This is a genomic window from Corynebacterium sp. 2571A, assembly GCF_055700935.1.
In genome coordinates, this window is sequence record NZ_JASTTE010000001.1 from 439,636 (window position 1) to 464,975 (window position 25,340).

23 protein-coding genes are annotated in these 25,340 nt (G+C 67.9%); 10 read left to right on the forward strand and 13 right to left on the reverse strand.

Translation table 11 applies throughout. From position 1 onward, the window contains the following. Positions 1-10 precede the first annotated feature (10 nt). The gene (locus QQS53_RS02210) at positions 11-637 is read right to left on the reverse strand and encodes an AMIN-like domain-containing (lipo)protein (protein ID WP_472774308.1); all 627 of its coding nucleotides are present in this window, start codon (positions 635-637) and stop codon (positions 11-13) included. Between the two features lie 129 nt (positions 638-766). On the opposite strand from QQS53_RS02210, the gene QQS53_RS02215 reads away from it, so the two are divergent. Beyond that, positions 767-1,654 carry a sucrase ferredoxin gene (locus QQS53_RS02215; RefSeq protein ID WP_472774309.1) on the forward strand — a complete coding sequence of 296 codons (888 nt, stop codon included), beginning with the start codon at positions 767-769 and terminating at the stop codon, positions 1,652-1,654. A 184-nt stretch (positions 1,655-1,838) separates the two neighbouring features. Here the strand turns inward: QQS53_RS02215 and QQS53_RS02220 are convergent, their stop codons facing one another. From QQS53_RS02220 to QQS53_RS02230, 3 genes are all read right to left on the reverse strand, one after another. Further along, complete coding sequence (locus QQS53_RS02220) at positions 1,839-2,519, reverse strand: methionine ABC transporter permease (RefSeq protein ID WP_472774310.1); 681 nt, start codon at positions 2,517-2,519, stop codon at positions 1,839-1,841. Next, positions 2,516-3,553, reverse strand: a complete 1,038-nt coding sequence (locus QQS53_RS02225; protein WP_472774311.1) for a methionine ABC transporter ATP-binding protein — start codon at positions 3,551-3,553, stop codon at positions 2,516-2,518. Before QQS53_RS02225 ends, QQS53_RS02220 begins: the two co-directional genes overlap by 4 nt. A gap of 120 nt (positions 3,554-3,673) precedes the next feature. Continuing rightward, positions 3,674-4,549 (reverse strand): MetQ/NlpA family ABC transporter substrate-binding protein, encoded by an 876-nt coding sequence (locus QQS53_RS02230; protein WP_472774312.1) that lies wholly within the window; start codon positions 4,547-4,549, stop codon positions 3,674-3,676. Positions 4,550-4,793: 244 nt separating this feature from the next. Between QQS53_RS02230 and QQS53_RS02235 the strand changes: the two genes are divergently transcribed. Next, positions 4,794-7,970, forward strand: a complete 3,177-nt coding sequence (locus QQS53_RS02235) for an error-prone DNA polymerase (protein WP_472774313.1) — start codon at positions 4,794-4,796, stop codon at positions 7,968-7,970. A 37-nt stretch (positions 7,971-8,007) separates the two neighbouring features. Here QQS53_RS02235 and QQS53_RS02240 read toward each other — a convergent pair whose 3' ends face one another. After that, positions 8,008-8,268, reverse strand: coding sequence for a helix-turn-helix transcriptional regulator (locus tag QQS53_RS02240; RefSeq protein ID WP_070769203.1), 261 nt, complete (start codon positions 8,266-8,268; stop codon positions 8,008-8,010). 125 nt (positions 8,269-8,393) lie between these two features. Between QQS53_RS02240 and QQS53_RS02245 the strand changes: the two genes are divergently transcribed. Together QQS53_RS02245 and QQS53_RS02250 are read left to right on the forward strand one after the other, a co-directional pair. Beyond that, entirely contained in the window at positions 8,394-8,867 is a 474-nt protein-coding gene (locus tag QQS53_RS02245; RefSeq protein ID WP_472774314.1) for a PH domain-containing protein, read from the forward strand. Continuing rightward, positions 8,864-10,330 carry a PH domain-containing protein gene (locus QQS53_RS02250; RefSeq protein ID WP_472774315.1) on the forward strand — a complete coding sequence of 489 codons (1,467 nt, stop codon included), beginning with the start codon at positions 8,864-8,866 and terminating at the stop codon, positions 10,328-10,330. Before QQS53_RS02245 ends, QQS53_RS02250 begins: the two co-directional genes overlap by 4 nt. Here the strand turns inward: QQS53_RS02250 and QQS53_RS02255 are convergent. After that, positions 10,327-10,797: a tRNA (cytidine(34)-2'-O)-methyltransferase gene (locus tag QQS53_RS02255; RefSeq protein WP_070769206.1), complete on the reverse strand. Its 471-nt coding sequence runs from the start codon at positions 10,795-10,797 to the stop codon at positions 10,327-10,329. The genes QQS53_RS02250 and QQS53_RS02255 overlap by 4 nt on opposite strands. 80 nt (positions 10,798-10,877) lie before the next feature. Continuing rightward, on the reverse strand, positions 10,878-11,183 hold the full coding sequence (locus tag QQS53_RS02260) for a hypothetical protein (RefSeq protein WP_472774316.1): 306 nt from the start codon (positions 11,181-11,183) through the stop codon (positions 10,878-10,880). 87 nt (positions 11,184-11,270) lie between these two features. Here QQS53_RS02260 and QQS53_RS02265 point away from each other — a divergent pair, with 87 nt between their 5' ends. Both QQS53_RS02265 and QQS53_RS02270 read left to right on the forward strand, forming a co-directional pair. Next, on the forward strand, positions 11,271-12,131 hold the full coding sequence (locus tag QQS53_RS02265) for a bifunctional methylenetetrahydrofolate dehydrogenase/methenyltetrahydrofolate cyclohydrolase (RefSeq protein WP_368520054.1): 861 nt from the start codon (positions 11,271-11,273) through the stop codon (positions 12,129-12,131). Further along, the gene (locus tag QQS53_RS02270; protein ID WP_472774317.1) at positions 12,115-12,492 is read left to right on the forward strand and encodes a DUF3017 domain-containing protein; all 378 of its coding nucleotides are present in this window, start codon (positions 12,115-12,117) and stop codon (positions 12,490-12,492) included. Before QQS53_RS02265 ends, QQS53_RS02270 begins: the two co-directional genes overlap by 17 nt. Before the next feature lie 9 nt (positions 12,493-12,501). Here QQS53_RS02270 and metX read toward each other — a convergent pair whose 3' ends face one another. The 3 genes from metX to pdxR form a co-directional block, all read right to left on the reverse strand. Next, positions 12,502-13,653, reverse strand: a complete 1,152-nt coding sequence (metX, locus tag QQS53_RS02275) for a homoserine O-acetyltransferase MetX (RefSeq protein WP_472774318.1) — start codon at positions 13,651-13,653, stop codon at positions 12,502-12,504. Positions 13,654-13,779: 126 nt separating this feature from the next. Next, positions 13,780-15,111, reverse strand: a complete 1,332-nt coding sequence (locus tag QQS53_RS02280) for an O-acetylhomoserine/O-acetylserine sulfhydrylase (protein ID WP_472774319.1) — start codon at positions 15,109-15,111, stop codon at positions 13,780-13,782. A 131-nt stretch (positions 15,112-15,242) separates the two neighbouring features. Continuing rightward, the gene (gene pdxR, locus QQS53_RS02285) at positions 15,243-16,562 is read right to left on the reverse strand and encodes a MocR-like pyridoxine biosynthesis transcription factor PdxR (RefSeq protein ID WP_472774320.1); all 1,320 of its coding nucleotides are present in this window, start codon (positions 16,560-16,562) and stop codon (positions 15,243-15,245) included. An 83-nt stretch (positions 16,563-16,645) separates the two neighbouring features. On the opposite strand from pdxR, the gene pdxS reads away from it, so the two are divergent. Together pdxS and pdxT are read left to right on the forward strand one after the other, a co-directional pair. Continuing rightward, on the forward strand, positions 16,646-17,578 hold the full coding sequence (pdxS, locus tag QQS53_RS02290) for a pyridoxal 5'-phosphate synthase lyase subunit PdxS (RefSeq protein WP_472774321.1): 933 nt from the start codon (positions 16,646-16,648) through the stop codon (positions 17,576-17,578). A gap of 7 nt (positions 17,579-17,585) precedes the next feature. Beyond that, complete coding sequence (gene pdxT / locus QQS53_RS02295) at positions 17,586-18,176, forward strand: pyridoxal 5'-phosphate synthase glutaminase subunit PdxT (RefSeq protein WP_472774322.1); 591 nt, start codon at positions 17,586-17,588, stop codon at positions 18,174-18,176. A gap of 245 nt (positions 18,177-18,421) precedes the next feature. Here pdxT and QQS53_RS02300 read toward each other — a convergent pair whose 3' ends face one another. From QQS53_RS02300 to QQS53_RS02310, 3 genes are all read right to left on the reverse strand, one after another. Then, entirely contained in the window at positions 18,422-18,814 is a 393-nt protein-coding gene (locus tag QQS53_RS02300) for a hypothetical protein (RefSeq protein ID WP_472774323.1), read from the reverse strand. A gap of 148 nt (positions 18,815-18,962) precedes the next feature. After that, positions 18,963-20,147, reverse strand: a complete 1,185-nt coding sequence (locus QQS53_RS02305) for a saccharopine dehydrogenase family protein (RefSeq protein WP_472774324.1) — start codon at positions 20,145-20,147, stop codon at positions 18,963-18,965. Positions 20,148-20,297: 150 nt separating this feature from the next. Further along, on the reverse strand, positions 20,298-22,514 hold the full coding sequence (locus QQS53_RS02310; RefSeq protein WP_472774325.1) for an NADP-dependent isocitrate dehydrogenase: 2,217 nt from the start codon (positions 22,512-22,514) through the stop codon (positions 20,298-20,300). Positions 22,515-22,764: 250 nt separating this feature from the next. Here QQS53_RS02310 and QQS53_RS02315 point away from each other — a divergent pair, with 250 nt between their 5' ends. Then, positions 22,765-24,015, forward strand: a complete 1,251-nt coding sequence (locus QQS53_RS02315) for an MFS transporter (protein ID WP_472774326.1) — start codon at positions 22,765-22,767, stop codon at positions 24,013-24,015. Positions 24,016-24,123: 108 nt separating this feature from the next. Then, on the forward strand, positions 24,124-25,338 hold the full coding sequence (locus QQS53_RS02320) for an MFS transporter (RefSeq protein WP_472774327.1): 1,215 nt from the start codon (positions 24,124-24,126) through the stop codon (positions 25,336-25,338). Positions 25,339-25,340: the final 2 nt, after the last annotated feature.

The following is a 25,340-nucleotide window of genomic DNA, read 5'->3' on the forward strand; positions in this document are numbered from 1 at the left end:
GCGGCGTGGGTTAGCGGTCGAGGACGTCGACGACCACGCGCTTCGGGTCGTTGAGGACTTCCACGGAATAGGGCCGGGCCTGGTCGAGGCCGATGATGAACTGGGAGCGGCCCTCGAAGGTGCCGGCGCTGGTGACCTCGGTGATGATGCTTCCGTACCCGGTCATGGTGCCGAGTGCCGGGTCGTCCTTGCCCAGCTCGTAGGGCAGGACGGTGCCGTCGATGTTGACGTTGAGGGCCGTGGCGCCGTAGTAGTTGATGCGCTTGCCGGAGCCCTGCTGGGTGGGCTGGTCCTGGAAATCGACGAACCAGCCGGGCTGGCCCTCGCCCTCCAGGTCGAAGACCACGCGCTCGAAGCCGGGGTGCTGGCCGATGCGCATGTTGGTCACCATCAGCCGGGCGGGCGCCGGCGGGCGCTGGGTCTTCATCTCCTTGTCGGCGTCCCCTAGGGGGCTGGGGCCGGAAACGTTCTGATCCTGCTTGTCGGAGTCCGCCGAGGAAGAATCCGTGGGCTGGGCGTCGCCGATCCCGGCGAGCATGTCCCGGGAGCCGTCCGTAGAGCAGGCAGACAGGCCACACGCAGCAGTGATAAAAATTGCTGCAATTTGGGCCCGGCGGGCTCGGTCAGGGACAGGCATAGTGCCTACGGTAGCGGTTTTTCCAGGGAGAGACAAAATACGAGTTCGATTTCACGCGACGGGAAATAAAATTATTGCAGCGCCTCCGCGAGGGGTTTTGCAGCCGCGGCGGGAGGTAGAATGACGGGCATGTCAACAGCTGAAAAGATCGGGGAAACCGGGGCAACTGAAGCGTTGTGCTCCGATGTGGACGTCGAGCCGCTGGCGGGTTCCGCGAAGCAGGAATCCGTCTATGTCCTTTTCGAGTGGCCCGGCGGGTGGTCCCACGACATCCTGGACGGCGGCACCTTTAGCCCGGAGCTCACCGCCCGGCTGAAGGACAAGCTCGACGGGCAGGCGGGCCTGCAGCTCATCCGCCGGCCCGGCCGGGCCGGCCGCCAGGTCGGCAGCGTGCACCGCTGCTACCTGGTCTGGGCCGAGCGCGGGGTAATGGAAATGCTCCTGCTGGAAGGCCCGGAAGACATCCTCGACCTGGATCTTTCCGGCCCGGGCCGCAACGGCGGCGGTGAGATGGACACGCCCCTGGTGCTGGTGTGCACCCACTCCAAGCGCGATAAGTGCTGCGCCATCAAGGGCCGGCCCCTGGCCGCTCAGCTGAGCGAAATCTTCCCGGCGATCATCTGGGAGACCTCCCACACCAAGGGCCACCGCTTCGCCCCCTCGGTGCTGCTGATGCCGTGGGGCTATTCCTTCGGCCGCCTCAACCTGGAGGCCGCGCGCGAGATGACCAAGCGGGCCTTAAACGGCAGCTATTTCTACCCGGCCAACCGCGGCCGCGGCCTGTATTCCCAGCGCGGGCAGGTCGCCGAGCTGGAGGTCGCCCGCCGCCTCATCGAGGCCGGCGAGGAGGTAAGCTATGCGGATCTGCGCCCCGCGGACGCCGGTTCCGGGCCCGTGCGCGTTTCCCACCGCGACGGGCGGCACTGGGACATCGAGCTGGTCCAGCGCGAATACGACGGCATAGTCGCCTCCTGCGGGAAGGAACCGAAGTCCTCGCTCATCTGGGAAGTCGCCTAAGGCGCATCGTTAGCCCCGGGGCATCGTTAGCCCCCCGGGGCTTGGTTAGCCACCCGGGGGCTTGGCTGGCCACCCGGGGCATCGTTAGCCAGAGGAGGCCCTGGAGATAAACCGACCCCCGGCGGGCACTAGCTCTAGCTGCTAGGTGCTGGCCGGGGGTTGGGGTGTTGTGGCAGGCGGCTGGTTAGCGGCGCATGATCTTGGCCGAGACCCAGTTGCCCAGGAACTGGGCGGCCTGGACCATAACGATGATGATCAGGGTGGCCACGACGGTGACCTGCCACTCGTAGGCGCGGTAGCCGTAGACGATGGCGAAGTCACCCAGGCCGCCGCCGCCGACGTAGCCGGCCATGGCGGACATGTCGACCACGGCGATGAACAGGAAGGTGTAGCCCAGCACCAGCGGGCCGAGGGCCTCGGGGATGATGACGCTGGTGATGATCTTCCAGGGGCTGGCGCCCATCGCGCGGGCGGCCTCGATGACGCCGGGGTCGATGCCCACGAGGTTTTGCTCGACGATGCGGGCCACGGCGAAGGTGGCGGCAAAGGCCATGACGAAGGTGGCGGGCTCGCGGCCGATGGACGAGCCCATCACGGCCACGGTGACCGGCTGCACGAACGCCAGCAAGATGATGAACGGGATGGGCCGGATGATGTTTACCGCGATGTTGAGGATCGTGTAGATAAACCGGTTGGCCAGGATTCCCGACGGGCGGGTGGTGTAGAGGAGGATGCCGAGGATAAGGCCCAGGATGCCGCCGATAATCATGGTCAGCGAGACCATGATGAGGGTGTCGACGACCGCCTCCATGAGGGTGCCGGACAGGCGGTCCCAGTCCGCTGCGGCCAAGATAGTTGTCGTCATCGCTTGATCTCCTGAATGTCGGTGGTCTGGGACATGGTGTGGTAGAACTCCTCGATGGCCTCGCCAGAGCCGTTGAGGCGGACGGTCATCTTGCCGAAGGAGTGCTGCTGCAAGGTGGTCACGCCGCCGTGGACGATGGAGATGGACACGCCGCGCTCGCGCAGCTGGGCGGCCGCGCCGAAGAAGCCGGAGTTTTCCGTCAGGTTGATGGTGAACAAGCGGCCCTCGTGGGCCAGCAGGTCGTCGGCCTCGACGTGGTCCGGGGTGTTGCGCAGGGAGGTGGACACGAAGCGCTGTGCCACCGGGGTCTGCGGGTTGGAGAAGACCTCGTAGATGGAGCCCTGCTCGACCACGCGGCCTTTCTCCATGACGGCGACCTTGTCGGCGATGGAGCGCACGACCTCCATCTCGTGGGTAATGACCACGATGGTGATGCCGAATTTCTGGTTGACCTGACGCAGCAGCTCCAGGACCTCGTGGGTGGTCTGCGGGTCCAGCGCGGAGGTGGCCTCGTCGGCCAGCAGGAGGCGCGGGTTGGTGGCCAGCGCGCGGGCGATACCGACGCGCTGCTTCTGCCCGCCGGAGAGCTGCTCCGGGTAGCTCGAGCCCTTGTCGCCCAAACCGACGAATTCCAGCAGCTCCTGCACGCGCCGCTTGCGCTCGGCCTTGGCCACACCGGCCAGCTGCAGCGGGTATTCGATGTTGCCGGCGGCCGTGCGGGAGTTAAACAGGTTGAACTGCTGGAAAATCATGCCGATGGAGCGGCGCAGGGAGCGCAGCTTCTTCTCCGACATGCCGGCGATGTTGGTCTCGTCCAGCAACAGCTCGCCCTCGGTCGGGGTGTCGAGCCCGTTGATGAGGCGCACCAGGGTGGACTTGCCGGCGCCGGAGTAGCCGATGATGCCCATGATTTCGCCGGGCTCCACGGCCAGGTTGACATCGTCGAGCGCCTGGGTGGTGGTCTTTTTATGCTCAAAGACCTTGGATACGTGGCGGAACTCGACGCGGGTTCCGGTAGTGGGTGATTCGGTCACTAAAAGCCCCTTGGTAGTTGCGTGTGCAGTGGCGGGTTCATTAAACGTGGCACAACCCCGGCAACGCGGTAGCCATTGAGCTGGGCGCGTCGGCGGGGTAGAAGGTGCCGGGGAGGAAGTTTAGAGCTCTTCCTCGAGGCGGTTGAGGATGTCCTGCAGCTCCTGCGGGCTGCGCTCCACGGAAACGGACGTGCCCTTGGAGTCTTCCTGCACGGCTTCCTGGACCTCGGGGGTGTGCCAGATCTTGACGAGCTCCTGAAGGGTCTCGTTGTCGGCGTCCTCCGAGCGCACGGCGAAGACGTTGATGTAGGGCTCGGCCTCCTCGGAGTTCGGGTCGTCCTGGACCACCGCGGTGGTCGGGTCGATGCCGGCGCGCTCCAGGAAGGAGTTGTTGATGACGGCCGGGGTGCCCTCGCTGTAGGCGGAGGTGGTCTGCTCGGCGCCGACCGGGGTGACCTTGACCTTGGAGGCCTTCTCATCGATATCGGCCGGGGTCGGGGTCAAAAGCCCGTCCTGCTTCAGGGTGACCAGGTCCTGCTGGACCAGCAGGTTGATGGCGCGGCCCTGGTTGGTGGAGTCGTTCGGGACGGCGACGGTCTCGCCCTCGATGCCGTCCAGGGAGTCGTGGTCCTTCCAGAACAGGGCCAGCGGCACGATCTCGGTGGCGGCGATCGGCACCAGGTCGGTGCCGTTGCCCTTGTTGTACTCGGCCAGGAATTTCAGGTGCTGGAAGTTGTTGGTGTCCAGCTCGCCCTGCTCCAGGGCCTGGTTCGGGGTGGTGTAATCCGAGTAATTGACGATGTCCAGGTCGAAGCCCTGGTCCTTGGCGGCGGTTTCAAACGCCGCCCAGGCCTTCTTGGAGGCGTCGGTGGTGCCGACGGAGATCTTCGAGTCCTTGGTGATTTCGCCTCCCTCGGAGTCGGAGGAACAGGCGACGAGGCCGGTCGCTGCCACGACGGTGGCGGCGGCTGCGGCAAGGGCGCGGCGGATCTGCATGAGAATGGTCCTTTTCTGTGTGACTTTTATAAGGCCGGGCGGTGTTACGGGGCAGTGCCCGGGCGCCGTCCGGTAGGCGTAATAAAGCGGGTTGCGGGGCGCGCAACCTCGATGGGTTATAACCTAACAGCCTGTATACCGCTTTGTCTATTTACTTGCAGATTTTATGCATATTCACAGACTGCTTGGTTTGTAAGGTTGCTGCAATTAGAACACGGGTTCGTATCTTGCTAGGCTGTCCGGCGTGAGGTTTAACGGCGGACGGGCACTGAGCTGGTCGCGGCTGGAGCGGATCCTTTCCGGCCGCCCGGCGCTCACACCTGTGCCCGTAAACCACAGCGCTGAGCAGGACTTGCCGCGCGAAACAAAGAAGTCCGCGGTGCCGTTTGCGGAGCTGCACGCCGTGTCGAGTTATTCGTTTCTGCAGGGCGCTTCTGAGCCGGAGGAACTGGTCGAACGCGCAGTTGAACTAGGGCTGGAATCCCTGGCGCTGGTGGACAGGGACGGTTTCTACGGCCTGATGAAATTCGCCGAAGCCGCCGCCCGTGCCGGCCTGCCCACGGTCTTCGGCGCCGAGCTGAGCCTGGACGAGGGCGTCCTGACGGTGTTGGTGCGCGGCCCGGAGGGCTACCGGCGCCTGTCGCGGCTTATCGCCCAGGCCAAGATGGCGGCCGGGGAGAAGGACAAGACCGCCTACCCGCCGCTGGCGCAGGTCGTCCGCGCCCTGGGCGAGGAGGTGGTCTACCTCGCCGACGTGGACTGGGTGGACCGGCTAGGCCAGCTGGTGGGCGCCGCCGGGGACAGCAACGTGGTGCTCGAATACGCCAGCACCATGGTGCCGGCGGACGCGGACCGCCACCGCCGGCTGGATAGCGCCCGGGAAGACTGGGGGTTGCGGGCTATAGCGAGCGCCCGCCCGGCGGCGGCGCGGCGTACCCAGGCCCGCCTGGCGGCGGCGAAAAACGCCTTGGCCCACCGGCAGTCCCTGCAGCAGGCGGACCCGGACCAGCACCCGATGGGGGCGAGCTGGCTGCGCTCCGGCGAGGACATGGCGCGCCTGCTGCCCGGGCGCGAGGATCTGCTGGCCGCCGCGGCCCAGCTGGGGCGCGAATGCAGCTTCAGCTGGGACGTTTTGGTGCCCAACCTGCCGCACTTTGACGTGCCGGACGGGCACACGGAGATGACCTGGCTGCGCGAGCTGGTTGACGTGCGGGCGCGCAAGCGCTATGCCAGCCGGCCGGCCGATATCCGCGAGCGCGCGAAAAAACAGATAGAACACGAGCTCGCGGTGGTGGAGCAGCTGGGCTTTCCCGGCTATTTCCTCATCGTCACGGACCTGGTGGATTTCTGCCGCCGGGAAAACATCCTGTGCCAGGGCCGCGGCTCCGCCGCCAACTCCGCGGTCTGCTTCGCGCTCGGTATCACGAACGCGGAGCCCATCTCCGCGGGCCTGCTCTTTGAGCGCTTCCTGTCCCCGGACCGGGACGGCCCGCCGGACATCGACGTCGATATTGAGTCCGGCCGCCGCGAGGAGGTCATCCAGTACGTCTACTCCGCCTACGGGCGCCAGCAGGCCGCGCAGGTGGCCAACGTCAACACCTACCGCCGCAAGGGCGCGACCCGGGACGCCGCCCGCGCCCTGGGCTACCCGCAGGGCAGCGCGGACGCCTGGTCGAAGGGCACCGACGAGCCCCCGGCGGACGTGGTCGCACTCGCCGAGGAATTCCTGGGCCAGCCGCGGCACCTGGGCATCCACTCCGGCGGGATGGTGCTCTGCGATAGGCCTATTGCGGACGTGGTGCCCATGGAATGGGCGCGGATGGAGGGCCGCTCGGTGTTGCAATGGGACAAGGACGACTGCGCGGCCGCCGGCCTGGTTAAGTTCGACCTGTTGGGGTTGGGCATGCTGGAGGCCCTGCACCACATGCAGGACCTGGTGGCCGAATCCACCGGGCGGCAGGTCAACCTCTGGGAGCTGGACCTGGCGGAGGAGGCCGTCTACGACATGCTCTGCCGGGCCGACGCCGTCGGTGTTTTCCAGGTCGAGTCCCGCGCGCAGCTGGCCACCCTGCCGCGGCTGAAACCCCGCGTCTTCTTCGACCTGGTCGTCGAGGTCGCCCTCATCCGTCCCGGCCCCATCCAGGGCGGGTCCGTGCACCCCTACCTGCGCCGCCGCGACGGGCTGGAGGAGGTCACCTACGATCACCCGGTGCTGGAAAAGTCCCTGGGCAAGACCCTGGGCATCCCGCTGTTCCAGGAACAGCTGATGCAGATTGCCGTCGATGCCGCCGGCTTCACCGGCGCCCAGGCTGACGATCTGCGCCGCGCTATGGGCTCGAAGCGCTCGCCAGAGAAGATGGCCGAGCTGAAAGACCAGTTCTTCGCCGGCTTGGCCGCCACCCACGGGATCACCGGGGAGACGGCGGACAAGCTCTGGAACAAGATCGTGGCCTTTGCGGCCTACGGCTTCCCGGAGTCGCACTCCCAGTCTTTTGCCTCCCTGGTGTATTTCTCCGCCTGGTTCAAGCACCACTACCCGGCGCAGTTCTGCGTGGGCCTGCTGCGCGCCCAGCCGATGGGCTTTTATTCCCCGCAGTCGCTCATCCAGGACGCCCGCCGCCACGGGGTGCCGGTGCGCCCGGTCAGCATCAACGCCTCCGGCAAGGAGTCGAGCGTGGAGCCCGTCGAACCCGGCCCGGGCCAGACTGTCGGGGCGCCTTCCTCGGCCGTGGCCATCCGCCTAGGCCTGGGCCTGGTCAAGGGCCTGGGCGACAAGGCGGCCGAGCGGGTGGAGGCCAACGCGCCGTACACGGACATCCCGGACCTGTCGCGCCGGGCGGGGCTGAAGGTCGCCCAGGTCGAGGCCCTCGCCGAGGCCGGCGCCCTGGACTGTCTGGGGCTAAGCCGCCGGCAGGCGCTGTGGCAGGCCGGGGTGGCAGCCACCGAGCGCGCCGGCATGCTGCCCGGGATGTCTGCCATTTCCGCGCCGGCCCTGCCCGGCATGTCCTCCTTCGAGCTGCTGGCCCAAGACATCGCCGCCACCGGGGTCAGCCACGACCGGCAGCCGATGTCCGCGGTGCGCGGGGCCCTGGATGCCGCCGGCATCCTGCGGGCGCGCGACCTGGCCGCGGTCCCGGACGGCACCCGCGTGCGCCTGGCCGGCATCATCACGCACCGGCAGCGCCCGCAGACGGCCGCCGGCCTCATCTTCTTAGGGATGGAGGATGAGACCGGGCTGATGAACGTGATGGTCTCGCCCGGGCTGTGGAAGCGGCAGAAGGTGCTGGCGCGCACGGCCAAGGCGCTGGTTGTCCGCGGTATCGTCCAGAACGCCACGGGCGCGGTCAGCGTGGTGGCGGACAGGCTCGAGCCGCTGGATATCGGCGAGTACTTCAGCCGCGGCTCGCGGGACTTCCGCTAGGCGGGCGAGAGCCGCCGGAGGCGCCGGGAGAGCCCGGCTAGATCCGCTGGTAGAGCTCGCTGGACAGCGGGGTGAACTCGGTGCGGGAGAAGACGGCCTCGACGGGCAGGTCGAAGAACTCGCAGATGCTAAAGGCCAGGTCCAGGCTGGGCGAGTGGTCGCCGCGCTCGAGCGCCCCGATGGACTGGGGGTTCACATCCACGGCCGCGGCCAGCTCGGCGCGGGAGACGTCGCGCTCGACGCGAAGCAGGCGCACGCGGTTGTAGATGGGGCGGCGCGGCTTCTTCTTCGGGGACATGCAAGGAATTATTATATAAACATAACGGCTAGTCAAGGTGTAGTTTTCCGGCGCGAGGCACCTGCCCGGGAGCAACCCCCGGCTATCACCCGGCAGCCGCGCCCAGGATTGTTAGGCTAAAGCGCATGAATGCTGTCGCCCCGCCGGAGCTCAACCCGGTCTCCACAGCCTTGGTCAAGGCCCGCTATATCAATGCCGCGATCTGGCTGATAGCCCTGGCCCTGGGCGTGGTCGCCCTGGGCTTTTTCTGGGCCAGCTGGTGGTACTGGGGCCTTATCGTTATCGCCGCCTTCGGCGCGTGGTTGGCCTGGCTCATCCCTGCCCAGGTGCGCAACATGGGCTGGCTGGAAACCGACGACGAGCTGCTGATCACCCGCGGCAAGCTGTGGCACACCTTCACCGTGGTGCCCTACGGGCGCATCCAGTTCGTGGACGTGACCGCCGGGCCCATCCAGCGCTGGCTGGGCATTAAGACACTGCAGCTGCACACGGCCTCGGCGACCACGGACGCGACCGTCAAGGGCCTGCCGGCCCAGACCGCGGACCAGCTGCGCGAGCGCCTGACCGTCAAGGCCCGGGAGAGGATGAGCGGGCTGTGAGCAAACACCGCCGCGACGCGGACAACGCGGCCGTTGACGCCGACGGTTTCCACCGCGTGCACCGGCTCACGCCGCTGCTGCAGTTCTGGTCGGTCATCCTGGCGATCCTGGCCATCGGGGTGGTCAATATCAACCTCGAGGTCCTAGGGGATGCCACGCGCTTCATCGCCGACGGCCACTGGGGCCGCGGCCTGCGGGACGCCGCCTGGACCGCCGCCGCCTTCATCGGCATCTGCCTGGCCATCTGGTTCCTCTCCGCCATCTGGTGGCGCCGCCTGGGCTACCGGCTGGGCACGGACGAGCTGGCCCTGCGGCGCGGGGTGCTGTCCACGCAGTTGCGCACCGCCCGCTACGACCGCATCCAGGCCGTCGACGTCATCGAGCCGGTCATCGCCCGGATCTTCGGCGTGGCGGCGGTCCGCGTCGAGACCGCCGGCGGGGCGTCCTCCCACATCCAGATCGCCTACCTGAACAAGCCCGCGGCCACCCAGCTGCGCGAGGAGATCCTCACCCGCACCAGCGGCCGCCGCCCACCTACCGGCGCGGAGCCAGCTGCCGCTAACGATGCCGCCGGCAGCGACGCCGGCAACGACGCCGCCCACCAGGAGGCGGTCATCCCGCCCATCCCGACGCGGCGCAGCCTGCTGGGCGCGGCCCTGCGGGTGAGCACTCTGCTGGTGGTGGCGATCGCTGCGGTCTTGATTCTCACCCCGGTGCCGAACACCACCGTGGTGCCGATCCTGGTGGGCCTGGTGCCCAAAGTCTGGGAGCTCATCGACACCTCGTGGCGGTTTAGCTCCCGCCTGGATGAGGACGACTCCGGCCGCGCGTTGCTCATCATCAACTACGGCCTGGCCGACCGGCGCCACCAGTCGGTGCGCCTGGATCGCATCCACGCCGTCCAGGTCCGCCAGCCGCTGCTGTGGCGCCTGACCACGTGGTGGGAGGTCCGCGTGTCCGTGGCCGGCTACGGCTCCGCCGCGGGCAAGGGATCGGGCACTACCCGGGTACTGCCCGTCGGCAGCCGGGAGCAGGCCCTCCGCCTGCTGGAGCTGCTCAGCCCGCTGGATAAGAAGGAGATCGACCGCTACGCCCAGCCGGAGGGCGCCCGTGAGCCGACCTATTCCTCGCCGCGCCGGGCCTGGTGGGTCTCGCCGCTAGACTCCCGCCGGCAGGCCGTGACCCTGGTGGGCGATCACAGCATCACCCACGCCGGGCTGCTCAACCGCCGGGTCAGCGTGATTGCCAACAGCCACATCCAGGAGCTGGCCTACACCGCCGGCCCGATCGCCCAGCTGTGCCGGCTGGCCACCGTCCGCTACGAACTGGTCGCCGGGCCGGTGCGCATGGCCGGCAGCGACCTGGACCCTGCCGACGCGGCGGCCTTGCTCAGTCACCTGCGCGCCCGGCGCCTGCCGGCGGCCCCGAGCGCCAACGCTAACGACGATTCGGGTACGGCCTAGACCGCGCCGTTAAAGCCCAGCTGCCGCCAGGCCTCGAACACGGCCGTCGAGGCCGCGTTCGACAGGTTCATCGAGCGCCGCGCCGGCACCATGGGGATGCGCACCTGCTCGGTGATCCGCTCGTGGGCGAGGTGCTCGGCCGGCAGGCCGGTCGGCTCCGTGCCGAAGAGAAGAACATCGCCTTCCTGGTACTCGATATCGGTAAACCACTTGTCCGTGTGGGTGGTAAACGCGAAGACCCGCGCGCCGGGCAGGGCATCCATGCAGGCCTGGAAGTTGGGGTGGATGGTCATATCGGCCAGGTCGTGGTAGTCCAGCCCCGCCCGCTTGAGGTGCTTGTCGTCGAAGTTGAACCCCAGCGGCTCAATGAGGTGCAGGTGCGCGCCCGTGACCGCCGCAGTCCGAATGGCGTTGCCGGTGTTGGTGGGGATCACGGGGTTGTCGAAGACGATGTGCAGGTTGGTCATGGTTTTAGGGTAGTCGGTGAAAAGGCAGAGGTAGGAGTCGCACCTCTTGTTCTCCCGCTGCCTTTAGAAACCGGTTTCTCTTATTCGTCGGTGACGCGATTATCGCGCTTTTTCCACCTGCACCTACGCACAAGGAAAAACGGCAGGACCAGAAAATAATAGAAGGCAAGGAATTGCGCCGAATAGCCCAATAATCCTTCCGAGCTCACCTCGCTCCACGAGACACCTTCTTCGTTGGGTGAAGCTACGCCGCGCCAGCCGGTCACTTGGCTGATGTAGAAACTTGCTACGACCATGGCTGGTAGGGCAATAAACGAGAACCATGCCGGTGGTACCCACGGTCCACCGTCTTTGCCCGTTCTTTGCAGAGCACCGCCGAATCCCATCGAAGAAACCTCTCTACCTACATCTGTTCACTCAAAGCGCAAGACCTTGCGTACAGGGCCATCTTGCCTGCCACTAGGATGGGGGCCATGGCTGCAACCAAACTAGATGGCAAACTGTACCGCGACGAGATTTTTGAAGACCTCAAGCAGCGTGTGGCTGCGCTGAAGGAGAAGGGGATTACTCCGGGCCTGGCCACCGTGCTGGTGGGGGAGGATCCGGGCTCCCAGTCCTACGTGAAGATGAAGCACCGCGACTGCGAGCAGCTGGGGATTAACTCCATCCGCAAGGACCTGCCGGCCGATATCAGCCAGGAGGACCTGGAGGCGGTCATTGATGAGCTGAACGAGGACCCGGCCTGCACCGGCTACATCGTGCAGCTGCCGCTGCCGAAGCACCTGGACGAAAACCGCATCCTCGAGCGCATCGACCCGGACAAGGACGCCGACGGCCTGCACCCGGTGAACCTGGGCAAGCTGGTGCTCAATGAGGACGCGCCGCTGCCGTGCACGCCGAACGGCTGCATCCACCTGCTGCGCCGCTTCGGGGTGGAGCTCGACGGGGCCAAGACCGTGGTCATCGGCCGCGGCGTGACCGTCGGCCGGCCCATCGGCCTGCTGCTGACCCGCCGCAGCGAGAACTCCACCGTGACCCTGTGCCACACCGGCACGAAGGACCTAGCGGCAGAGACCCGCGCGGCGGACGTGGTCATCGCCGCAGCCGGCAAGGCCCACATGCTGACCGCGGACATGATTAAGGAAGGCGCGGCCATTTTGGACGTGGGGGTCTCCCGCGTGGACGGCAAGCTGGCCGGCGACGTCGCCGACGACGTCTGGGACAAGGCTGGATTCGTCTCCCCGAACCCGGGCGGCGTCGGCCCGCTGACCCGCGCGTTCCTGGTGCGCAACATCGTCGAGCGGGCAGAAAAGGCTCATGGCCTCGCCGATTAATAAGGCGCAGGCCGCATCCGCGCGGCATGGCGCCGGGCTGGATAAGACCTCGCTGGATAATCCCCACGACCGGCACGTAGCGCCGTCGAAGCTGCCGGCCAAGGTGCAGTGGGCGATGATCGGGGCCTTCGTCGCCGTGGTGGTGCTCTCCGGGGTCTTTGCCCTGTTGGAGCACTGGCGCCGGGCGGCGTTTGCCTTAGGAGCGGCGATGCTCTGGCTGGTGGTCGTGCGCGCGACCTGCGACTCCCGCCGAGTCGGGGTCTTTTCGGTGCGCTCGCGCCGCTTCGACTGCATCTTCAGCGCGGTGGTGGGGGCCGCGCTGGTCTTTTTGGCCGTCTCCGTGGACGCGCTGGGCAGCTAGCGGTGTCAGTTAGATGGCGTAGTCGCCATCGGTCAGCCCGCCCGGCAGGTCGAGGCCGTCCGGGGCGGACAGCGTGAGGAAATTGCGCAGCACGCGGTCCATCTGGCGGGTCTCGGTCAAGAAGGCGTCGTGACCGACGGGGGAGACAACCTTGGCCATGGCCAGGAGGTTGCCCAGGTTGCGCGAGAGGTGTTCCTGCTGGTGATAGGGGTACAAGATATCGGTGTCGACGCCGACGACCATCGTCGGCACGGTTGAGGAAGCCAGGGCCTTGTTCAGGCCGCCGCGGCCGCGGCCGACGTCGTGGCGGTTTAAGGACTCGGTCAGCGCGACGTAGGAGCCGGCGTCGAAGCGGTCGACCAGTTTCTTTCCCTGGTATTCCAGGTAGGAGTTGACCGCGAAGCGCTGGTCGCCGGCGCGGTAGGCGCCAAGGGGGTTCTCCCCGCGCTGGGCGGTGGTGCCGAAGCGCTCGTCGATCTCTTGCTCGCCGCGGTAGGTCAGGTGCGCGATCCGGCGCGCGGCGGCCAGGCCGGCCTCCGGGGCAACCCCCAGTTCGTAGTAGTCGCCGCCGTGCCACTGCGGGTCGTTTTCGATGGAGGAAATCTGCGCGGACTGGATCCCGATCTGCCACCCGGAGGCCCGCGCGGAGACCGCGATGACGCAGGCGGCGGTGAGCGCTGCCGGGTACATGATGGACCACTCCAGGGTCCGCGCCCCGCCCATGGAGCCGCCGATGACGGCGTGGACGGTGTTAAGCCCCAGGGCATCGATCAGCAGCTTTTCGGCCTCGACCTGGTCGCGGATGGACACGGCCGGGAAGCGCGAGCCCCATCGCCGGCCGTCCGGGTGCTGCGAGGACGGGCCGGTGGAGCCGCCGCAGCCACCCAGTACGTTGGTGGCGATGACACACCAGTGATCCGTGTCCAGCGCCCGGCCCGGGCCGATGAGCTCGCCCCACCAGTCCGTCACGTCCGAGTCACCGGTCAGGGCGTGCTCGACGATGAGCACATTGTTCACGCCTGCCGGATCCCCGCGGAAGCTGCCCCAGCGCTGGTAGGCGATGCTGACGTCCGGGATCTCCGCGCCGGCCTCCGTGGTGACCGTTCCCACCGGCACGGTGGTGCGGCGACCGGGCGGGGCGAGGCGGGGATAATCGGACATAATCAACTACTTCCTGAGCGGTGGGACAATCGGCGGCGAGGGAAAACCCAGTGCGGGTCGGGCAGGGTTGGGCTGTGCTGTGCTGTGCTGTGCACAGCGGTGCGGCCCGGTGCGGCGCAGCAGGGTTTAGCCCAGCGCCGCGAAGCCCAGCTCGAGGTCGGCGATGATGTCCTTGACATCCTCGATGCCCACCGAGAGGCGGATGGTGGACTGGGCGATGCCGGCCACGCGCAGGCCCTCCTCGTCGGACTGGGAGTGCGTGGTGGTCGCCGGGTGGACCACCAGGGAGCGGGTGTCGCCGATGTTGGCCAGGTTGGAGTGCAGGCGCAGGGCGTCGATGAACGTCCAGGCCTCGTCCTTGCCGCCGTCGATGTCGAAGGAGAGCACCGAGCCGGTGTATTCCAGGCCGAGCTTTTCCTTGATCTTGCGGTAGGGGGAGGACTCCAGGCCGGCGTAGTTGACCTTGGTGACCTTGTCGTGGCCTTCCAGGTACTCGGCGACGGCCTGGGCGTTTTCGTTGTGGCGGCGGATGCGCAGGGTCAGCGTCTCCAGGCCGTTAAGCGCTAGCCAGGCGTTGAACGGGGAGATGGCCGCGCCGGTGTCGCGCAGGATGCCGGCGCGCGCCTTCAGGGCAAAGGCCGGGGCGCCCAGGTCGGCGTACTTGAGACCGTGGTAGGCCGGATCCGGGGTGATGAAGCCGGGGAAGACCGGCTTTCCGTCGCGCTCCACGGTCCAGTCGAACTTGCCGCCGTCGACGAGGATGCCGCCCAGGGCGGAGCCGTTGCCGGTGTAGAACTTCGTGGTGGAGTTGACCACGATGTCCGCGCCCAGGGCCAGCGGGCGGACCAGGGCGGCGGTGGCGATGGTGTTGTCCACGATGAGCGGGACGTTGGCGGCGTGGGCGACCTCTGCGATCGCCGGGATGTCCAGCACGTCGGCGGCCGGGTTGCCGAAGGTCTCGCCGTAGAGCGCCTTGGTGTTCGGCTGGATGGCCGCCTTCCAGGACTCCGGATCGTCCGGGTTGTCCACCAGGGTGAAGTCGATGCCCAGGCGCGGCAGGGTGACCGTGAAGAGGGTGGCGGTGCCGCCGTAGAGGTGCGGGGAGGCCACGATGTGGTCGCCGGCGCCGGCCAGCGTCAGGATGGCGGCGGTCTCGGCCGCCTGGCCGGAGGCGAAAGCCACGGCCGCCACGCCGCCCTCCAGGGAGGCGATGCGGTTTTCCAGCGCGTCCTGCGTCGGGTTGGTCAGGCGGGAGTAAATCGGGCCGGCATCGGACAGGCCGAAGCGGGCCGCGGCGTGCTCGGCGCTGTCGAAGACGTAGGACGTCGTCTGGTAAATCGGCAGGTTCCGGGCGTTGTTCTTGCCGTCCAGGTCCTGGCCCACGTGCAGCGCCCGCGTGGCGATGTCCCAGTTAGCGAAGTTCGGGTTGGATTCGGTGTTGTCGTATTTCGTCGTCATGCCAGAAACCGTACTAAACCGCTCTGTCTATTACGAAGGGCTTTTAGGAAACGCGCAGTTCACGACGGGAATAAAAATAGACAAAGCGGTGTGTTTTCGTGTCCGGCAGCCCACCGGGGTCGTGCCGTCGACTAATCCAGGCAGTCGGCGAGCACTCCTAGGGCGTGGTTCAGTTCGTCCTCCGGGAGGTGCCCGAAGCCGATGACGATGCCGTTGTCGGCTGCCGTGCCGCCCCAGTAGTCGGTCAGGGCGGTCACCGCGAGGCCGCGCTCGGCGGCCGCGGCCACGACCTCGCGGGCCGGCCGGGTGCAGATGACCACGGCGTGCAGGCCGCCGCTGATGGGGCGCACGGCCGGGCCGAGCGCGGAGACCACCAGATCGCGGCGGCGCCGGTAGTCGCGCCGCACGCGCCCGGTGTGCCGGCGCAGCTCCCCGCTGGCTAGAAACTTCGCCAGGGCCGCCTGGGTGATGGCCGCCACCGGCTGCCCGGTGACCGCGCGCACCTGGCGGATGGGGGCGATGAGCCGGTCCGGGACCACTAGGTAGCCGCAGGCGATGGACGGCGAGATGACCGAGGAGAACGTGCCCAGCAGGACGGCCTGTTCCGGGCCCAGCGCGGCCAGGGCCGGCAGGGGCTGGCCGGCATAGCGCAGCTCCGAGTCGAAGTCGTCCTCGACCAGGAGGACGTCGTGGCGGCGGGCGAAGGCGACCAGCTCCGTCCGGCGGGCGGCCGGCAGGGAGCCGCCGTAGGGGTATTGATGGCTCGGGGTGATAAGCGCCAGGTCGAGCCCGCCGTCGGGGAGTCCGCTGGGCACCCGCAGGCCGTGGCCGTCGGTGGGCAGTTCCACGAGCGCATGCCCCAGGGCCGGCGGGATCTGGCGCAGGCTGGGATACCCTGGGGATTCCACGCCGACGCGCAGGCGCCCGCCCACCGCGCGCAGCAGGAGGCCCAAGCCCTCGCGGGCGCCGGCGGTGACCATGATGCGGGCGGGATCCACGTTGAGCCCGCGCATGTGGCGCAGGTGGGCGGCCACCTCCCGGCGCAGCTCCGCCAGGCCGGCGGGGGCCTGCTCGGTGAGCCGGCTGGCATCGGCCGCCGCGGAGCGCCACGCCGCCCGCCAGGCGGGGGTGATAAGGCGCGCGGTATCCGGCAGCCCCGGGGTCAGCTGCAGCAGCCCGGCCTGGCCCTCGGGCGCTGGTTGCGCGGGGGCGGGCCGCGGGGGAGCGGGGCTGAGATCCGGGTGCACGCGGGTGCCGGATCCGTGCTGGCCCACGAGGTAGCCTTCGGCGATGAGTTGCTCGTAGGCGGTGACCACGCTGCCCCTGGCTACCCCCAGTCGGTGGGCCAGGGCGCGGGTGGACGGCAGCTTCTCGTTCGGCCGGTAGACGCCGTGGGAGATCTGCTCGCGCAGCTCAGCGGCGATCCGGGCGGGCAGGGGCAGGGTGTGCATAAAAATCCATAGTAAGTGGTCCAATTCAACACGCCAAAAGTGGCTCTTGTCATAAACCACTTGCGCGGGGTTGGATGTAGGCCATGACTGAAACCCAGAACAACGCTAACCAGAACGCGCAGGCCCCGGCCGGCGCCCAGATTGCCACCACCCGCGTCAAGCGCGGCCTGGCGGACATGCTCAAAGGCGGCGTCATCATGGACGTGGTGACCCCGGAGCAGGCCAGGATCGCCGAGGACGCCGGCGCCAGCGCCGTCATGGCGCTCGAGCGCGTGCCCGCCGATATCCGCGCCCAGGGCGGCGTGGCCCGCATGTCCGACCCGGACCTTATCGACGGCATCGTGGGCGCCGTGTCCATCCCGGTGATGGCCAAGTCGCGCATCGGCCACTTCGTCGAGGCCCAGATCCTCGCGGAGCTGGGCGTGGACTTCATCGACGAGTCCGAGGTGCTCTCCCCGGCGGATTACACCAACCACATCAACAAGTGGGACTTCGACGTTCCCTTCGTCTGCGGCGCCACCAACCTGGGCGAGGCCCTGCGGCGGATTACCGAGGGCGCGGCCATGATCCGCTCCAAGGGCGAGGCCGGCACCGGGGACGTCTCCGAGGCCGTGCGCCACCTGCGCACCATCAAGGGCGAAATCGCCCGCCTGCGCAACCTGGACCGCGACGAGCTCTACGTCGCCGCCAAGGAGCTGCAGGCCCCCTACGACCTGGTCGCCGAGGTCGCCGAGACCGGCTCCCTGCCGGTGGTCCTCTTCGTCGCCGGCGGCGTGGCCACCCCGGCCGATGCCGCCCTGGTCCGCCAGATGGGCGCCGAGGGCGTCTTCGTCGGCTCCGGCATCTTCAAGTCCGGCGAGCCGGCCAAGCGCGCCGCCGCCATTGTCAAGGCCGCCACCGCCTACGACGATCCGGCGGTGCTGGCCGAGGTCTCCCGCAACCTGGGTGAGGCCATGGTCGGCCTGAACGTCGCCGACGTCCCGGCCCCGCACCGCCTGGCCGAGCGCGGCTGGTAAGCCCCACATGCGCATCGGCGTACTCGCCCTGCAAGGCGGGGTGGAAGAACACCTGGAAATCCTGGACGGCCTCGGGGCGGAGACCCGCCGGGTGCGGATGCCGCGGGACCTGGACGGCCTCGACGGGATAGTCATCCCCGGCGGCGAGTCCACCGTCATCGACAAGCTGGCCCGCACCTTCGACCTGGCAGGTCCCCTGGCCGCGGCCATCGGCGGCGGCCTGCCCACCCTGGCCACCTGCGCCGGGCTCATCTACTGCGCCCGCGAGCTGGACAACCCCGCCCCGGGGCAGCAGACCCTGGGGGTGCTGGACGTGACCGTGCGCCGCAACGCCTTCGGCTCCCAGCGCCACTCCGCGGAGCAGGCCGTGCCCGTGGGCGCGGACCTGACCGTCGACGCCAGCTTCATCCGCGCGCCGATTGTCACCCGCGTGGGCGAGGGAGTGGAGGTGCTCTCCCGCGTGCCCGGGCCGGACGGCGAACCCGTGGTCGTGGGCGTGCGCGCCGGGGCCGTCACCGCGTTGAGCTTCCACCCGGAAGAAAACGGCGATGACCGAGTTCACGCGGCCTGGCTGCGGGCCGCAGCGTTAGTCGAGTAATTCAGCAAACACGTGTTCGCGCAAATAGTCCTGAAGATAGGGAAGGGAAAATTTCGCTGTTCCGCGGCCTGCCGTGACCATGTCCGCGTCGACTAGCCGCTTCCGGTAGTTATACGCTTGTTGCACGCTGGCTCGTGAACCAGCTGCCCAAGTTTTTCGAACTTTGGTGAGTCCTTCTCAGGCCGCGGCTTTCGAGATGGTCCCGCCCTCGGTTTTTCGGACGGCCCAGTGCCCGATCAGTTGGATCATGAATGGGTAGCCACCGCAATCTGGCGGTCCTCGCGAATTAGGTGCTCAATTGTGGAGGCAAACTCTGTGATTTCATCGACGTGTGTGTAATGCAGTTCGTCAATGGTCACCATGATGCCCGTGGGCTCCTCATTAAATCGAGTCAGTGAGTCGAGATAGCTAAAGGCATAATTGAATGCACCGCGTAGCGTGGAGGGACGTTGGGTAGTGGCCGGTTGGTCGAGGCGGAACTGCGCAAAGCTCGGGCCTATCGAAATTCCTCGCCTCGATGCCGGGGGCTGGTGGTGGGAAACGTGCGCAAAGAGCTGCTCTCTTAGCTTCTCGGTAAAACCGCGCGTCGCGGTTTCCGCGAACACCCACCACCCTTCCTGGGCAGCGCGGCTTTCCATTTCATTGAGTAGTACGGTCTTAGCAATCCCACGTGCTCTCACCAGCAGCGATACACGCTCGTGGGCGCCAGGTCCGCCCTGCAAAGCATCTGAAAAATCAGAGAGTTCGTTGTGTATTCCCAGCGTCCTGGTGGGCCCGTAGCCAGGCTTAGCTAAAACGCATGCCGTGGGCCTGCAGCGCGCGCAGGTACGGCCGGCCCAGGCCGGTGGCCGGCGTGAGCACGCCGGTGGTCTCGGGCAGATCGTCGGGCTGGGTGGCCAGGGTGACGGCCGCCTCGGCCAGCATCATGGCGGTGGTCTTGTACCCGGGATCGCCTTCGGCGGCCACGCGGGAGGTATACAGCGCGCCGTCGGTGGTCAGCCCCGAGTGGGAGATGACGAAGCCGCCGGCGTCGATGTCGCTCGGGCCCTCGCCCGGCTCCGGGATGAAGCGGGACAGCGGCCGGCGCAGCTGGTCCACCATGATGATGGCGAATCCGGCGGCGGTCACGGCCTTGAGCAGGTTCGCCTTGACCTTGCCGGCAAGGCCCGTGCCCGTGGGGATGACCTCGCGGTAGCGCATGGGCCCGTAGGCGTGCCCCAGCAGGGAGTTGCTGCGGCGGACCACGCGGGTGTTGAACATGGCCATGAAAAACGGCCCGGCCCACTGCTGCAGCAGCTCGTCGAAATCGACCACCAGGTCCGGCTCGGGCCCCAGATCCGGCTCCTGCTTGTGGTCCGGGGACAGCGAGTGCGGGCTGTGGAGGATGGCCCCTCCCTTCGGCATGTCCTTGGCGTCCTTGCTGACCGCGCGCATCGAGTCGATGGTGCCGCCGGACAGCCCGCCCTGGAGGTGCTCGACCGCCATGGTCACCTCCGCGAACTCCGGGTAGCCGGCGGAGCTAAACAGGTGGAACATTCCCATATCGGACGGCACCGAGTCGAAGCCGCACGACGGCACGATCTTCGCCCCGGTTTCCTGGGCGGTGGCGTGCCACTGGTCAATGGTGCGGCGGATGAACAGGGCCTCGCCGCACAGGTCCACGTAGTGGGTGCCATACTGGGCGCAGGCGCGCACGACCTCGTCGCCGTAGCGGGTATACGGCCCCACCGTCGAGATCAGCACCGCGGTGCGTTGGACCATGGCATCGATAGCCGCGGCGTCCTTCGCGTCGGCGACGATGGTCTCCACGCCCAGGTCTAACGCGGCGAGCTTGTCCGCGTTGCGGCCGGCCACGGCGATCTTCAGCTCGGGGTGGTGGTCCACCAGGTAGCGCGCGGTGGTAGCGCCGACAAAACTGGTCGCGCCGAACAGGACGATGTCGAATTCACGGTCGTGGGTGCCTTTATCCATGCCCTTCAGGATAACGACAAAGCCGGCTCCCCGGCAGGGGGAATCCGGCCTGGGAAGCCGGGCGACCCGGTTTCCGGCCCCAAGCATGCGAAAAGCCCCGGGGAGCCCCGGGGCTTAGTGCGCGCTAGGCGGAGAAGGCGAAGTGGTCTACTAAGCCTTCAGGCCGTCGATGATCTGGTTGTACTTGTCGACCGGGCGCATGACGGAGGTGGTCTTGGCCTCGTCCGGCAGGTAGTAGCCGCCCAGATCCGCCGGGGAGCCCTGAACGTCCAGCAGGGCCTGAGCGATCTCGTCGGCCTGCTCGTTCAGCTCCTTGGCGACGGCGGCGAACTTCTCAGCCAGCTCGGAGTCGTCGGACTGGTTAGCCAGCTCGTCGGCCCAGAAGGCGGCCAGGAAGAAGTGGGAGCCGCGGTTGTCGATCTCGCCGACCTTGCGGGACGGGGACTTGCCCTCGTTCAGCAGGCGCTCGGTGGCGCGGTCCAGGGCGGCGGCCAGCACGCCGGCCTTCTCGTTGCCGTTGGACTGCTGCTCGTGGCGGAAGGACTCGGCCAGGGCCAGGAACTCGCCCAGGGAGTCCCAACGCAGGTGGTTTTCTTCCTCGACCTGCTGGACGTGCTTCGGGGCGGAGCCGCCCGCACCGGTCTCGAAGAGGCCACCGCCGGCCATCAGCGGGACGACGGAGAGCATCTTGGCGGAGGTGCCCAGCTCCAGGATCGGGAAGAGATCGGTGTTGTAGTCACGCAGGACGTTACCGGTCACGGAGATGGTGTCCTCGCCGCGGCGGATGCGCTCCACGGAGGTCTTGGTGGCGGCCACCGGATCCATGATCTCGATGTCCAGGCCCTCGGTGTCGTGGTCGCCCAGGTACTTCTCCACCAGGGAGATCAGGTTGGCGTCGTGGCCGCGCTCCGGGTCCAGCCAGAAGATGGTCTTCATACCGGACAGGCGGGCGCGGTTGACGGCCAGCTTGACCCAGTCCTGGATCGGGGCGTCCTTGGTCTGGCAGGCGCGCCAGATGTCGCCGGCCTCGACGTCGTGGGAGATCAGGACGTCGCCGGCGGTGTTGAGGACCTCGATCTTGCCGTCGGCCGGGGACTTGAAGGTCTTGTTGTGGGAGCCGTACTCCTCGGCCTTCTGGGCCATCAGGCCGACGTTCGGGACGGTGCCCATGGTGGTCGGGTCGAAGGCGCCGTTGGCCTTGCAGTCCTCGATGACCGCCTGGTAGACGCCGGCGTAGGAGGAATCCGGGATGACGGCCAGGGTGTCCTGCTCCTCATCGTTCTTGTTCCACATGTGGCCGGAGGTGCGGATCATGGCCGGCATGGAGGCGTCGATGATGACGTCGGAGGGCACGTGCAGGTTGGAAATGCCCTTGTGGGAGTTGACCATGGCCAGGTCCGGGCCGGCCTCGTAGGCGGCGTCGAAAGCGGCCTTGATCTCTGCGCCGTTGTCCAGCTTCTCCAGGCCGTCGTAGATGGCGCCCAAGCCGTTCTCGCCGTTCAGGCCGGCGGCCAGCAGCTCCTCGCCGTACTTGTCGTAGACGTCGGCGAAGAAGGCCCGCACGACGTGGCCGAAGATGATGGGGTCGGAGACCTTCATCATGGTGGCCTTCAGGTGCGCGGAGAACAGAACGCCCTCTTCCTTGGCGCGCGCGACCTGGGCGCGCAGGAACTCGTCCAGGGCCTTGGCGGACATGAAAGTGCCGTCGATGACCTCCTTGTCCTGGACCTTCAGGCCGTCCAGCAGGACGGTCTCGGTGCCATCCGCGGCGGTGTGCTTGATGGTCAGGGAGTCCTCGCCGTCGATGATGACCGACTTCTCGTTGTGGCGGAAGTCGCCGTCGGACATGGTGGCGACGTTGGTCTTGGAATCAGCGGACCACTCGCCCATGCGGTGCGGGTGCTTCTTGACGAAGTTCTTCACGGCCTCCGGCGCGCGGCGGTCGGAGTTGCCCTCGCGCAGCACCGGGTTCACGGCGGAGCCCTTGACGGAGTCGTAGCGGGCCGCGATGTCCTTTTCCTCGTCGGTGGACGGGTTGTCCGGGTAGTCCGGCAGGTTGTAGCCGGCGGCCTGCAGCTCCGCGATGGCCTTCTTCAGCTGGACCAGGGAGGCGGAGATGTTCGGCAGCTTGATGATGTTGGCTTCCGGGCGCTTGGCCAGGGCGCCGAGCTGGGCCAGGGCGTCGTCCTGCTTCTGCTCGTCGGTCAGGCGCTCCGGGAACTGGGCGACAATGCGGCCAGCCAGGGAGATATCCGCGGTCTCGACGTCGATCCCGGCGGTGGAGGCGAAGGCCTCGACGACCGGCTTGAACGAGTAGGTCGCCAGCAGCGGCGCTTCATCGGTGCGAGTCCACATGATTTTAGCCAAGGTAAGTATCTCCTCTTGCGTAGTGTCGGTTATCTAAAGTACAGCTCGCACCAGCTTACCCCGCACCAGCGCCGAATTCTATGGATTTTTAGGAACCCGCCCAGTCGCGGCTGAACATGCCCTGGGCAGCGGGTGGGCGCCTAGCCCCGGATGGGTGATGGACATCACGGGTTCCACCTGCGCGTTGGGAAGTTCACGGGAATATGGCGCTGACGTGCGAATATATTTGCCGCGGCGTACTCTAAGCCCGATGCGCAACCAATCAGAACCCCAGAAGCGACAGCCCGGGCGGGCCCTGCGCCGCCAGCCGAAGCCGCGGCAGACCGAGATCTCCGAGCTCCGCCGCCGCGTGGTCATGGTCGCGCTGGCGCTGGGTGGATTCGGGATCGGCACCACGGAGTTCGTCTCCATGGGCCTGCTGCCGCTCATCGCGGACGACTTCGGCATCACCGAGGACCAGGCCGGCCACGCCATCTCCGCATACGCGCTGGGCGTGGTGGTCGGCGCGCCGCTGATCACCGCGGTCACCGGACGCACGCCGCGCCGCCGGCTGCTCATCCTGCTGATGATCGCCTTCACCCTGGGCAACGCCCTGTCCGTGGTGGCTGCCAACTACCCGCTGCTGCTGGCCGCCCGCTTCATCGCGGGCCTGCCGCACGGCGCGTATTTCTCCGTCGCCGGCCTGGCCGCGGCCTCGATGGCCCCGGCCGGCAAGCGCGGTAAGGCCGTGGCCCTGGTGGGCATGGGGCTGTCCGTGGCGACCGTGGCCGGCGTGCCCGCCGCCCAGGCGCTCGGCGTGGCGGCCGGCTGGCACGCGGCCTACCTCCTGGTCGCGCTCATCGGCGTGGCCACCCTGGTGGCCCTGTGGTTCCTCATGCCGCACATGACCCGCATGCCGGCCACGTCCGTGCGCACGGAGCTCGGCGCCTTCGGCCGCAGCCAGGTCTGGCTGACGCTGGCCATGGGCACCGTCGGCTTCGGCGGCATGTTCGCGGTCTATACCTATATCTCTTGGACCATGACCGAACGCGCCGGCCTGGACCCGTCGCTCATCTGGTTGGTGCTTATGGCCTACGGAATCGGCAATGTGGCCGGCAACTACTTCGGCGGCGCCCTGGCCGACCGCAACCTGGAAAAGGGCATCCTGTTTTCCCTGGTGATGATCGCCGTGGTGCTCGTGGCCTTCTACTTCACCTCCCAGTCGCCGGTGCTGGGCGTGCTGAACTTCGGCATCATCGGCTTCTTCGGCTCCTCCCTGGTGCCCTCGCTGCAGATCCGGCTCATGGATGTCGCCGGCGATGCCCAAACGCTCGCCGCCGCGCTCAACCACTCCGCGCTCAACCTGGCCAACGCCTCCGGCGCCGCCCTGGGCGGGGCCGTGGTCGGCGCCGGCCTCGGCTACGCCAGCCCGGCCCTAGCCGGCGCGGGCCTAGCGCTCAGCGCCATCGTCATCTGGTTCATCACGCAGACCGCCAAGGCCCGCGCCACAAAGGCCAGCTAAAGTCCGCGCGGCTTCGTCGCTAAGGCCATCGCGAAGGCTCGGGCCCGCTCCCCGCGGCCGGTGCCTACTTCTGCTGCCTATCCCACTGTCCGGAAGGAGGGAATTTCCATGTCCCGTTTCCACGTCCCGCAACCGCCCGTGCGCCGGCGCCCGCGGCCGGTCCAAACCGATATCACCCCGGCCCGCCGGAAGGTGGTCATGCTCTCGTTGGCCCTGGGCGCGTTCGCCCTGGGTACCACCGAGTTCGCCGCGATGGGGCTGCTGCCGCTTATCGCCGGGGACCTCGGCGTGACGGAGGACCAGGCCTCCGCGGTGATTTCCGCCTACGCCCTGGGCGTGGTGGTCGGTGCGCCCGGCGTGGCCGCGCTGACGGCCCGGCAGCCGCGCCGGCGCCTGGTCATCGTCCTGCTGGCGGTGATCGTGGCCGGCAACGCCCTGTCCGTGGTGGCCAGCTCCTTCCCGGTGCTGCTGGGCGCGCGCTTTGTTGCTGGCATCCCGCACGGGGCGTATTTCTCCGTGGCCATGCTGTCCATGGCGTCGATGTCCCCGCCCAAGGAGCGCGGCCGGGCGCTCGCCTTCGTGGTCACCGGCCTGACCGTGGCCACCATCTTCGGCGTGCCGGCCGCCCAGGCCGTGGGCGATGCCGTCGGCTGGAAGGCCGCCTTCGGGATCGTCGCCGGCCTAGCCGCGGTGGCCCTGGCCCTGCTGTGGGTGGTCATGCCGCACATGACGCTCATGCCGGCGACCTCCCTGCGCACGGAGTTCTCCGCCCTGGCCAACCGCCAGGTGTGGCTGACCCTGGCCATCGGCGTGGTGGGCTTTGGCGGCATGTTCGCCGTCTACACCTACATCACCTGGGTGATGACCGAGCGCGCCGGGCTGGACGCGGGCTGGATGTGGCTCATCCTCATGCTCTTCGGCCTGGGCATGACCGCCGGCAACTGGCTGGGCGGCCGGCTGGCCGATTGGAACGTCGAGCGCGGCCTGGTGCTCTGCGTCGGGCTGCTGTGCATCTCCCTGCTGGCCTTCTACGTCGCCTCCACCGCGGTGGTGCCGGCCATCGTGACGTTTATGTTCATCGGCGTTTTCGGCATGGCGCTGCAGCCGCCGCTGCAGGTGCGCCTGCTGGATTACGCGGGCAAGGCCCAGACCCTGGCCGCTGCGCTCAACCAGTCCGCGCTGAACACCGCCAACGCGGCCGGCGCCGCCCTGGGCGGGGCCGTGGTCGGCGCGGGGTGGGGCTACGGCTCCCCGGCGCTGGCAGGCGCGGTGCTCGCGGCCATTGCCGTGGGCATCTGGGCGCTCGCGCAGCGCGCGCGTTAAGC